At 62.7% G+C, this 11915-nt stretch carries 6 protein-coding genes; all 6 read left to right on the top strand.

Features of this window, described 5'->3' with window-relative positions; translation table 11 throughout:
* Positions 1–153 precede the first annotated feature (153 nt).
* The 6 genes from recC to DK871_RS14960 all read left to right on the top strand — a co-directional run bounded on the left by recC (position 154) and on the right by DK871_RS14960 (position 11804).
* Entirely contained in the window at positions 154–3606 is a 3453-nt protein-coding gene (recC, locus tag DK871_RS14985) for an exodeoxyribonuclease V subunit gamma (protein ID WP_161905577.1), read from the top strand.
* Positions 3603–7274, top strand: coding sequence for an exodeoxyribonuclease V subunit beta (gene recB, locus DK871_RS14980; RefSeq protein ID WP_161905576.1), 3672 nt, complete (start codon positions 3603–3605; stop codon positions 7272–7274). The genes recC and recB overlap by 4 nt, the downstream gene beginning before the upstream one ends.
* On the top strand, positions 7271–9340 hold the full coding sequence (gene recD, locus DK871_RS14975; protein ID WP_161905575.1) for an exodeoxyribonuclease V subunit alpha: 2070 nt from the start codon (positions 7271–7273) through the stop codon (positions 9338–9340). The genes recB and recD overlap by 4 nt, the downstream gene beginning before the upstream one ends.
* A gap of 141 nt (positions 9341–9481) precedes the next feature.
* Entirely contained in the window at positions 9482–10048 is a 567-nt protein-coding gene (locus DK871_RS14970) for a YfiR family protein (protein WP_003194125.1), read from the top strand.
* Positions 10045–11307, top strand: a complete 1263-nt coding sequence (locus DK871_RS14965; protein ID WP_161905574.1) for a diguanylate cyclase domain-containing protein — start codon at positions 10045–10047, stop codon at positions 11305–11307. Before DK871_RS14970 ends, DK871_RS14965 begins: the two co-directional genes overlap by 4 nt.
* Before the next feature lie 5 nt (positions 11308–11312).
* The gene (locus tag DK871_RS14960; protein WP_161905573.1) at positions 11313–11804 is read left to right on the top strand and encodes an OmpA family protein; all 492 of its coding nucleotides are present in this window, start codon (positions 11313–11315) and stop codon (positions 11802–11804) included.
* Positions 11805–11915 lie beyond the last annotated feature (111 nt).

Below are 11915 nucleotides of genomic sequence, written 5' to 3'. Positions count from 1 at the left end.
CCGAAACCCCAATTGCGAAAGCAGTTGGGGTTTTGTTTTGGGCGCTCGAAAAGTGTCCACCTTGTCCCCGTACACTTGTTCGTCCTGTGTCCGCCCCGTGCACCACAGTGCTAAAGTCCATCCCTCGATTTTGCTTTTCCCAAGGAAGCCGTTATGCCGGACGCGACGTCCCTCAGCCCTGGATTCATGGTGGTTCATGGCAACCGCCTGGACGAGCTGCGAAGCCTGGTGGTCAGTTGGATGCGCCGTTACCCACTGGCGCCTTTGGAAAACGAAATCGCCCTGGTACAAAGCAACGGCATTGCCCAATGGCTCAAGCTGGCCTTGGCCGAAGACCCGCAAGCCGATGATATGGGCGGCTGTGGCATTGCCGCAGCCATCGACGTGCAACTGCCTGGCAGCTTTATGTGGCAGCTTTATCGCATGGTCTTGGGCCGTGATGAGATCCCGCCCAAGTCCCTGCTTGATAAAGCCCCGCTGACCTGGCGCCTCATGCGCCTGTTACCCGAGCTGATCGACCAACCGCACTTCGAGCCTCTGCAACGCTTCCTGACGCAAGACACCGACCTGCGCAAACGCTACCAGCTCGCCGAGCGCCTGGCTGACTTGTTCGACCAATACCAGGTCTACCGCGCCGACTGGCTGGAAGACTGGGCCGCAGGCCGGCACCAACTGCGCAATGGTCGAGGCGATACCAAACCGCTCAACCCGGCCAACTGCTGGCAAGCCGAGCTATGGCGCGCGCTGCTGTTGGATGTAGGTGAAGCCGGCATGGCCGAAAGCCGGGCCGGCGTTCATCAGCGCTTCATCGAGCGCATCAACAGCCTTGAACAAGCACCTCCCGGCTTGCCTCCCCGGGTGATTGTCTTCGGCATCTCATCGCTGCCGGCCCAGGCGCTGGAAGCCTTGGCGGGCCTGGCCCGTTTCAGCCAAGTCCTGCTCTGCGTGCATAACCCCTGCCGCCATCATTGGTCGGACATCGTCGCCGACAAGGACTTGCTGCGTAACGAATACAAACGCCAAGCGCGCAAAGCGGGCATGCCCGTCACGATCGACCCACAAACCTTGCACCAGCACGCCCATCCGCTGCTTGCTGCCTGGGGCAAGCAGGGCCGTGATTACATCAGTCTGTTGGACAGCTACGATGACCCCAACAGCTACCGCGCAGCATTTCGCGACGGCCGTATCGACCTGTTCAGCGACAGCGAACCCACCACGCTGCTCAACCAACTCCAGGACGATATCCTCGAACTGCGGCCGTTGAATGAAACCCGTGAACGGTGGCCCGCTGTCGACTTGCAACGCGATACTTCGATCCGTTTCCATATCGCCCACAGCGCCCAGCGCGAAGTGGAAATCCTCCACGACCAATTGCTTCATCGCTTCAGCGCCGACCCCACACTGCGCCCTCGGGATATCATCGTCATGGTCCCCGACGTCGACAGCTACGCGCCGCATATTCGCGCGGTCTTCGGCCAGCTCGAACGCCATGACCCACGCTTCATCCCCTTCACCCTCACAGACCAAGGCCAACGCGGTCGCGACCCGCTGTTGATCGCCGTCGAGCACTTGCTCAAACTTCCCGACAGCCGCTTCCCCGTCAGCGAAATCCTCGACCTGCTCGACGTCCCGGCCTTGCGCGAACGCTTCGCCATCAAAGAGCGTGATCTGCCCACCTTGCATCGCTGGATCGAAGGCGCCGGCATCCGCTGGGGCCTGAACGCCGAGCAACGCGCCGGTTTAGGCCTGCCCACGGAACTGGAGCAAAACAGTTGGCGATTCGGTCTGCGCCGTATGCTGCTGGGCTATGCCGTCGGCACCGGCACGGCCTGCGACGGTATTGAGCCTTATGACGAAATCGGTGGCCTCGATGCGGCCTTGATCGGCCCGCTAGTCGCCTTGCTCGATGCCTTGAACGATGCCCATCAAGCGTTATCCGAACCTGCGTCGCCGCAAGCCTGGGGCGAGCGTCTGCAACGGTTGATGCAGCTGTTTTTCCTGCCCAGCAGCGAGCACGATGACTATCTGCTAGGCCAGCTCGAACAATTAAGAGAAACCTGGCTGGAAACCTGCGAGTCCGTCGGCTTGCAAGACGAGTTACCCCTTACGGTCGTACGTGAGGCATGGCTGGCCGGGTTGGATCAGGGGCGCCTGTCCCAGCGCTTCCTGGCGGGAGCGGTCAATTTTTGTACGCTGATGCCCATGCGTGCGATCCCGTTCAAGCTGGTTTGCCTGCTGGGCATGAACGACGGCGATTACCCGCGGGCCCAGCCACCCCTGGATTTTGACCTGATGGGCAGTGATTACCGCCCCGGCGACCGTTCTCGCCGCGAAGACGACCGCTACTTGTTGCTCGAAGCGCTGCTGTCGGCCCGCGACCAGCTGTATATCAGCTGGGTAGGCCGTAGCATCCGTGACAACAGTGATCGCCCGGCCTCGGTGCTGATCGGCCAACTGCGCGACCACTTGGCCAGCGGCTGGCAGCACGCCAACAACGATCAGCCGCTGATCGACGCAATGACCCAGGAGCACCCCCTGCAACCTTTCAGCGCCCGCTACTTTCACGAAGGCGATTCGCTGTTCAGCTATGCCCGCGAATGGCAATTGCTGCATCAGGCAACGGCGGTCATCGCCCAAGAGCAAGGCTTGACCCCTCACCAACAGGAAGAACCCCTGAGCCTCGGCCAGTTACAGGACTTCCTGCGCAATCCGGTCAAACACTTCTTCAGCCAGCGGCTGAAAGTATTCTTCGAAGCCGCCGAAGTGCCGCTGGCTGACGAAGAACCCTTCGTGCTGGACGCGTTGCAACGCTACAGCCTCAGCGATAGCCTGCTGAACGCTGCGCTCACCCAACCCGATCAGCTCGATCAGGCGCTCAACGCCCAGGCCCTGCGCCTGCAAGGCAGCGGCCTGCTGCCGATGGTCGGTTTCGGTGAGTGCCTGCGTAACGAACTGATCGAGCCGCTGCCCGACCTGGTGCAACGCTATCAACACCTTCTGGCGCTGTGGCCCACCCCGCATACCGGGGCTGAACCGATCAGCTTTGCGTACCAGGGCATCCAGCTGGAAGGTTGGATCAGCGGCCTGCACCGACGCAGTGATGGCGGGCTGTTAAGCGTCACCACCATCCCCAACAGCATCGGCTCGATCAAGACGCGCAAGTGGCACCGTCTCATACGCCCCTGGGTCAATCACGTGGTGGCCTGCGCCTGTGGTCTGCCATTGAGCACCGGTCTGGTAGCCAGTGACGACACCTTGCTGTTGACCCCGCTGGACAAGGCCAGCGCCGAGGAAATCCTCGGTAACCTGCTGTTGGCCTGGCACACCGGAATGAGCGCGCCGCTACCGGTCGCAGTGAAAACCGCGTTCGCCTGGCTCGGCCAGACCGACCCTGCCAAGGCCCACGCGGCAGCGAGCAAAGCCTATGAAGGCGATGGCATCACCACTGACGGCGAACGCCGCGAAACGCCTGCCCTCACGCGGCAATTTCCCGATTACGCAGCGTTGGTCGCCAGTGAAGAATTCGAAGGCTGGTGCGAAACCCTGTATCGCCCGCTGATCAACGCCCCCTGGCGATCGCTTTCCAGCACGGAGGCCAGCGCATGATCGGCAAACCCTTGGCTCTGGCGTTCCCGCTCAAAGGCAGCCAGTTGATTGAAGCCAGTGCCGGCACCGGCAAGACCTTCACTATCTCCGCCTTGTACCTGCGCCTGGTGCTCGGCCACGGCGGCGATGAATCCGGTTTCGGTCGCGAACTGCTGCCACCGCAAATCCTGGTCGTGACGTTCACCGACGCGGCCACCAAAGAGCTGCGAGAGCGCATTCGCATCCGCCTGGCCGAAGCCGCACGCTTCTTCCGTGACGAAATCGAACAGCCCGATGCGCTCATCGCCGACCTGCGCGAGCAGTATGATCTGCAGCAATGGCCGGCCTGCGCCAATCGCCTGGACATCGCTGCGCAATGGATGGATGAAGCGGCGGTTTCGACGATCCACAGTTGGTGCCAGCGCATGCTGCGCGAACACGCGTTCGACAGCGGCAGCCTGTTCACACAAACCCTGGAAACCGACCATAGCGACCTGCTGGGCGAAGTACTGCGCGACTATTGGCGCTTGTTCTGCTACCCAATGCATGACGATGCCCTCAACTGGGTGCGCAGTAATTGGGGTGGCCCTGCGGCGCTGATGCCACGGGTGCGCGCGCTGTTCGGCAGCGAGCGGCCCACCGACGAAACCCGCGAGCCAGCGGAACTGATCAGCGCCTGCTTGCAAGAACGCCGCGCCGCGCTGGTTACCCTCAAGGCACCCTGGCAACAATGGGCCGTCGAGCTGCGGGATATCTGCCTGCAAGCCGTCGCCGCCAAAGCGGTCGATGGGCGCAAGATGCAAGCGCGCTACTTCGAGCCCTGGTTTGAAAAGATCAGCGCCTGGGCCGCTGACGAAACCCTGGAACAACTGGATATCGGCAGCGGCTTCACCCGCTTGACGCCCGATGGCATGGCCGAAGCCTGGAAAGGCGAGCCACCGCAGCACCCCGGCATCGAAGCGATGGCCGGCCTCAAAGCCAGCCTCGACGCCTTGCCAACGCCCGACGCGGCGGTGCTGCAACACGCTGCCGGCTGGGTTGGCAAACGCTTCGAAGAAGAGAAACGTCGCCGCGCCGAGATGGGGTTTGACGACATGTTGATCCGCCTCAACGCCGCCCTCCAGGCAGACGGTGGCGAGCGCCTGGCCAGTGTGATCCGCGAGCAATTCCCGGTGGCCCTGATCGATGAATTCCAAGACACCGACCCGGTGCAATACAGCATCTTCGACAGCATCTACCGCATCGAAGAAAACCACCTCGACAGCGGCCTGTTCCTGATCGGCGACCCCAAGCAGGCGATCTACGCCTTTCGCGGCGCCGACATCTACACCTACCTGCGCGCCCGGCAGGCCACCACCGGCCGCCATCACACCCTGGGCACCAACTTCCGCTCCAGCCATGCGATGGTCGAGGCGGTGAACCATGTGTTCCAGCGTGCAGAAGCCGGCCGTGGTGCGTTCCTGTTTCGCCAGCCTAACGGCGATAACCCGGTGCCGTTCCATTCGGTAATGTCCCAAGGCCGCAGCGAGCAGTTGCAGGTCGACGGCCACACGCTGCCGGCCATGAACCTTTGGCACCTGCCCACCGACCAGCCGATTTCCAACGCGGTTTATCGTCAACACATGGCCGCCGCCTGCGCCACGCAGATCGTCGCGTTGCTCAATGGCGGCCAGCAAGGCAGCGCAGGCTTTGTCAAAGCGGGGCGTTTGAAGGGCGTGTTGCCCTCAGATATCGCCATCCTCGTGCGCGACGGCAAGGAAGCCCAAGCCGTACGTGCCGAACTGGCCAGCCGTGGCGTGCGCAGTGTGTACCTGTCGGATAAAGACTCGGTGTTTGCCGCCCAGGAAGCCCATGACCTGCTGGCCTGGCTCAAGGCGTGCGCCGAGCCGGACGTCGAACGGCCATTAAGGGCAGCCCTGGCCTGTGTCACCCTGAACCTGCCCCTGGCGGAGCTGGAACGCTTGAACCAGGACGAACTGGCGTGGGAATCGCGGGTGATGCAGTTCCGTGGCTACCGTGCGATCTGGCGTACCCAAGGCGTGTTGCCGATGCTGCGGCGCCTGCTCCACGATTTCAAGTTGCCGCAAACCCTCATCGCCCGCAGTGATGGCGAGCGGGTGCTGACCAACCTGTTGCACCTCAGTGAGTTGTTGCAACAGGCCGCCTCGGAACTGGATGGCGAGCAGGCGTTGATCCGTCATTTGGCCGAGCATCTGGCGCTGTCGGGGCAGGCCGGTGAAGAACAGATCCTGCGCCTGGAAAGTGACGAGCAACTGGTCAAAGTGGTGACCATCCACAAATCCAAGGGCCTGGAATACGACTTGGTGTTCTTGCCCTTCATCTGTTCGGCCAAGCCCGTGGATGGCAGTCGCTTGCCACTGCATTACCACGATGAACACGGCAAGTCCCACGTCAGCCTGCGACCCACGGCCGAGCTGATCGCCCAAGCCGACGACGAGCGCCTGGCCGAAGACCTGCGTTTGTTCTACGTGGCCTTGACCCGCGCCAAACACGCTTGCTGGCTGGGCATCGCCGACCTCAAGCGCGGCAATAACAGCAGCTCGGTCTTGCACCTATCTGCATTGGGCTATTTGCTCGGTGCCGGCGCGTCGTTGGGCGAATCAGCGGGTCTGGCGCGCTGGTTGTTGGACTTGCAGCAAGGCTGCGCGGCCATCCGTTATGACCTTGTGCCGGACGCCCAAGACGTCTTGTTCCATCCGCCGCGCAATCAAGCGACCTTGCTCGCACCGCTACTGCCTGTACGCAAGGCCGCGGAAAACTGGTGGATTGCCTCCTACAGCGCCTTGCGCATCGGCGACAGCATGAGCGCCGCCAACCTCGAGGCGCCCGAGAGCCCACAGGCCCAGAAACTGTTCGATGACGAACGCCTCGACCCCGACGCCCCTCGGGAAACGGTCGCCTCCGGCGGAGATATTCACCGTTTCCCACGCGGTCCCAACCCAGGCACCTTCCTTCACGGCTTGTTGGAATGGGCCGGTGAAGAAGGTTTTAACGTGACACCCGAGGCCATCGAAAAAGCCGTGGGCGCACGCTGTAACCGCCGCAACTGGGAAGGCTGGATCGTCACCCTCAGCGGCTGGCTGGAGCACCTGCTGCAAACGCCACTGCCCCTGTACAACGAGCGCTTCACCCTCAGCGGCCTACAGCAGTACCAGATCGAGATGGAATTCTGGTTCGCCAGTCACACCGTCGACGTGCTCGCCCTCGACAAACTGGTGTGCCAGCACACCCATGGCGGCGTGTCCCGCGTGGCCGCCGAACCGGTGCTGCTCAACGGCATGTTCAAAGGCTTTATCGACCTGACGTTCGAGCACGATGGCCGTTACTACGTGGCCGACTACAAATCCAATTGGCTCGGCCCTGACGACTCGGCCTACACCCAGGACGCTATGGAACACGCGATCCTCGAGCATCGGTACGACCTGCAATACGTACTTTACCTGCTGGCCCTGCACCGCCAACTCAAGGCGCGCCTGCCGCATTACGATTATGACCAGCACGTCGGCGGGGCCCTGTACCTGTTCCTGCGCGGTAGCCAGTCGGTGAGCCAGGGCGCGTATTTCACCCGCCCGCCCCGTGAGTTGATCGAAAGCCTGGACCTGTTGTTCCAGGGCAAGCCCATCCCACCCAAGGTTGAGCCTGCCTGGGAACAAGGAGTGCTGTTATGAGCCTGTCGCCGTCACCGCTGGAGGCGCTTTTGCCGCTTGATCGCGCCGCCGACCTGCTGCAGTTGCTTGCGCGTTGGGTCGAGCGGGGATGGCTGCGGGCCTTGGACAAAGCCTTCGTCGGCTTCCTGTACGAGCTGGACCCAAAGGCCGATCCCCTGGTGCTGCTGGCGGCGGCCTTGACCAGCCATCAACTGGGGCATGGCCATGTCTGCCTGGATGTGTTCGAAACCCTCAAGGCGCCGGATTTCGCCCTGTCATTGCCGCCCGAAGGCGACCTGCACACCGGCGCCATGCTGCTGCCCTCGCAATTGCTGCACGGCCTGGATGGCGGCCATTGGTGCCATGCCCTGGCTTCAAGCCCGTTGGTCGCGCTGGCCGTCGATGGCAGCGAGGAGGCCCACAGCCGCCCGTTGGTGTTGTCCGGCAAGCGTCTGTACCTGCGCCGTTATTGGACTTACGAGCGGCGCATCGACCACGCCTTGCGCCTGCGCCTGGCCAGCGTGGAAGACGCCGCCGCCGATCTGCCACAACGCCTCAATCGCCTGTTCGACCAACCGGCGCCCGATGGGGTGATTGACTGGCAAAAGCTCGCCTGCGCCCTGGCGACCCGCGGCGCCTTCAGCATCGTCACCGGCGGCCCCGGTACCGGCAAGACCACCACCGTGGTGCGCCTGCTGGCGCTGTTGCAGGCGCCCGCCGTGGAATCCGGCAGCCCGTTGCGTATTCGTCTGGCCGCGCCCACCGGTAAAGCCGCTGCGCGCCTGACCGAATCCATCAGCCAGCAAGTGCTGTCGCTGACAGTGCCCGACAACGTGCGGGAAAAAATCCCGACCCAGGTCACCACAGTTCACCGTTTGTTGGGCAGCCGTCCCGGCACTCGGCATTTTCGTCATCACCTGGGCAACCCGTTGCCCTTGGATGTGCTGGTGGTGGACGAAGCCTCGATGATCGACCTGGAAATGATGGCCAACCTGCTCGACGCTCTGCCGCCCCACGCACGCCTGGTATTGCTGGGCGACAAGGACCAACTGGCCTCGGTAGAAGCGGGGGCCGTACTCGGCGATTTGTGCCGCGATGCCGAAGCTGGCTGGTACAGCCCGCAGACTCGACACTGGCTGCAAGCCGTCAGCGGTGAAGACCTGAGTGCCAGCGGCCTGCAAGAGGACCTCGATGGCAGCCATCCCCTGGCCCAGCAAGTAGTGATGCTGCGCTACTCGCGCCGCTTCGGTGAGGGCAGCGGTATCGGCCAGCTGGCGCGCTGGGTCAACCAGCAAAACGCCGAAGAGGCCCGTCAGTTGCTAGCCGCAGGCCGTCACGACGACCTGTTCTGCGTCAGCCTCAAGGGCGAACATGACCACGCCCTTGAGCGCCTGGTCCTGGACGGGCAGGGCGATGGCGCCCAGGGTTACCGCTACTACCTGAACCTGCTGCAATCGGCGCGTCCCTCTGTCGACACACCGCGTGACGATCCAGCCTGGACCGCTTGGGCGCAACAATTGCTGCACGCCTTCGACGCGTTTCAGCTGCTATGCGCCGTGCGCAAAGGCCCTTGGGGCGTCGAAGGGCTCAACCTGCGCATCACTGCGGCATTGCGCAAAGTCCGCCTGATCGAAGGTGACGAGCAGTGGTACGAAGGCCGCCCGGTGCTGATGACCCGCAACGACTACGGCCTGGGCCTGATGAACGGCGACATCGGCATCGCGCTGAAATTGCCCGAAAGCGATGGCGGCCCCCACGTGCTGCGGGTGGCCTTTCCACGTAACGATGGCCAGGGCGGCGTGCGCTTTGTATTGCCCAGCCGCTTGAATGATGTGGAAACCGTGTACGCCATGACCGTGCACAAATCCCAGGGCTCGGAGTTCACTCACACCGCGCTGATCCTGCCGGATGCCCTCAACCCGGTGCTGACCAAAGAGCTGATCTATACCGGTATCACCCGTGCCAAGCGCTGGTTCAGCCTGATCGAGCCACGCGGCGGCGTGTTTGAGGAAGCAGTACGGCGCAAGGTCAAGCGTCTGAGCGGGTTGATGTTGGAGTTGGACCATCTGTCTGAAAAAAATGACTGATAAGTCAGGCGATATTTCTCATTCAGACGTCTGATTTTTCTGAAAAAATAGCGAACCCCTCGAATGCTGTGCTTCGTGGGGAGGTCCGCCGCTGTGCTATCGTTGCGGCATCACCCTGAAAACCCTTGAGAGTATCGCTGCATGAACGTGGCTGTCTCGCCCAAAGCGCGCAGTTTGAGTTGGAGACGCCTGTTACTGGTGACGGTGCTGTGCCTGCTTGCGCCGCGCGTATTTGCGCAGACGCCCAGCCTGGCCGAGCACCGTGCCCAGGCGGTCACCCAAGTGGTGCTCGGTATCCTCAGCTACGCCCGTTGGCCGGTTGAACCGCAGACGTTGCGCTTGTGTATCGTCGGGCCCACCCAGTACACCGACGACCTGATCAAGGGCACCACACAGGCCACTGGCCGTCCGGTGTCGGTGCGCCGTTTGCTGGCCGACCATCCCGATATCGTCAGTGCCTGCGACGCGGTCTACATCGGCAAGCTGAGCATGGATGAACGCAACCGGCTGTTCACGTCGTTGATTGGCCACCCGGTACTCAGCATCAGCGAAGGCGGTGACCAATGCACCGTGGGTAGCCTGTTTTGCCTGCGGGTGAGCGATGAGCAAGTATCGTTCGAAGTCAACCTGGACTCCGTTGCCCGCAGCGGCGTGCGCATTCACCCCAGCGTGCTGCAACTGTCCCGCCGTCGAGCGCCTGCGCCATGAGGTTCGCTAAAGGGCGGCCGACTCTGCGCTCGGTCATTGGCCGTGGGCACATGATCCTGGCGCTGGTGGCGGTGACCCTGGCCAGCGTCTCCCTGACTTTGCTCGGCGTGCTGGCGTTACGCGTGTACGCCGAGCACAACTTGCATTTGATCGCACGTTCAATCAACTACACCGTGGAAGCGGCCGTGGTGTTCAACGACAGTTCGGCGGCCACCGAAGCCCTGAGCCTGATCGCCTCCACCGAAGAGGTTGCCCAGGCCGAGGTCTTCGACGATGAAGGCAAACTGCTGGCGCAATGGGTGCGGCCGAACACCGGCATGTTGTCGCAGGTTGAGCTTCAGCTGGCGCATGCCTTGCTCGAGCAGCCCATCAACCAACCGATTCTCCATCAGGGGCAAACGGTCGGCAGCATCCACCTGACCGGGCATGGCGGCAGCCTGCTGCGCTTCTTGCTCAGTGGCCTGGCGGGGATCCTGATTTGCACCGCCCTGAGTGCCTGGGTGGCCTTGCACTTGTCGCGACGCCTGCTGGACGGTATTACCGGGCCGCTGCAAAGCCTTGCCGCCGTGGCCCATGCCGCCCGCAGTGAACGCGACTTTGACCGCCGTGTGCCCCCGGCAGAGATCGCCGAACTCGACAGCCTGGGCAGCGACTTCAACGCTCTGCTCGGCGAGATGGAGGCCTGGCAGAGCCACTTGCAAAGTGAAAACGAAACCCTGGCCCACCAGGCCAGCCACGACAGCCTCACCGGCCTGCCCAACCGCGCGTTCTTCGAAGGTCGGCTGATCCGTGCCTTGCGCAGCGCAGCCAAGGTCAACGAGCGGGTGGCGGTGCTGTTCCTCGACAGCGACCGCTTCAAAGACATCAACGACAGCTTCGGTCACGCCGCTGGCGATGCTGTGCTGGTGGCCGTTGCCGACCGCGTGCGGGCGCAACTGCGTGAGGACGACCTGGTGGCGCGCCTGGGCGGTGATGAATTCGCGGTATTGCTGGCGCCCCTGCACAAGGCCGAAGACGCCCAACGCATCGCCGACAAAATTATTGCCAGCATGGATATGCCGATTCCACTGCCTGGAGACACCCAGGTGTTGACCTCCCTCAGTATCGGCATTGCGATTTATCCCGAGCATGGTGCCACGCCCGGCACCTTGCTCAACGCCGCCGACGCGGCGATGTACCAGGCCAAACGACTGTCCTCGGGCGGCCAGCAAACGGCGGAGTCGGAGCACCCCGTCGCCAACGTTCAACACAGGAGTTGATTCCCTTGTTCGCTAACACACGCGTTTTATTTATTTCCTTACTCGTGGCCTTCCTGGCCCTCAGCGGCTGCCAGACGCCCCCGCCCAAGGGGCTCACCCCAGCGCAAGTCGCTGTACTCAAGCAACAAGGCTTCGAGCTGACCGACGAGGGCTGGGCCTTCGGCCTGTCCGGCAAGGTCCTGTTTGGCAGTGACATCGAAACCCTCAACAAACCCAGCACCGACATCGTCGAACGCATCGGCCAGGCCCTGGTAGGCGCGGGCATCGAGCGCGTACGTGTCGACGGCCACACCGACGCCTCCGGTAAAGAGCCCTACAACGTGGCCCTGTCCCTGCGCCGTGCCAAAAGCGTGGGCAAGGTGCTGACCCGCGTGGGCATGAAAGAAGAAAACATCCAACTGCGTGGCCTGGGCAGCAGCGAGCCGGTGGAGCCGAACACGACCACGGCAGGCCGCACCGAGAACCGCCGGGTGTCGATCGTTGTGATCGCAGACTAAGTGGTTTCACCTTCCCCCAGCTGAAACCCATTCAACTGTGGGAGCTGGCTTGCCTGCGATGGCGGTTGATCTGTAGATATAGCTTCTGCTGATACACCGCTATCGCAGGCA

Origin of the sequence: Pseudomonas sp. L13, assembly GCF_009935965.1 — a bacterium.
GTDB lineage: Bacteria > Pseudomonadota > Gammaproteobacteria > Pseudomonadales > Pseudomonadaceae > Aquipseudomonas > Aquipseudomonas lactis.
This window is presented reverse-complemented; position numbering and strand designations above follow the sequence as displayed.

What these genes read in the sequence shown, in the direction of transcription:
- recC (WP_161905577.1), top strand. Translation starts at nt 154, where the DNA reads ATGCCGGACGCGACGTCCCTCAGCCCTGGATTCATGGTGGTTCATGGC.
- recB (WP_161905576.1), top strand. Translation starts at nt 3,603, where the DNA reads ATGATCGGCAAACCCTTGGCTCTGGCGTTCCCGCTCAAAGGCAGCCAG.
- recD (WP_161905575.1), top strand. Translation starts at nt 7,271, where the DNA reads ATGAGCCTGTCGCCGTCACCGCTGGAGGCGCTTTTGCCGCTTGATCGC.
- DK871_RS14970 (WP_003194125.1), top strand. Translation starts at nt 9,482, where the DNA reads ATGAACGTGGCTGTCTCGCCCAAAGCGCGCAGTTTGAGTTGGAGACGC.
- DK871_RS14965 (WP_161905574.1), top strand. Translation starts at nt 10,045, where the DNA reads ATGAGGTTCGCTAAAGGGCGGCCGACTCTGCGCTCGGTCATTGGCCGT.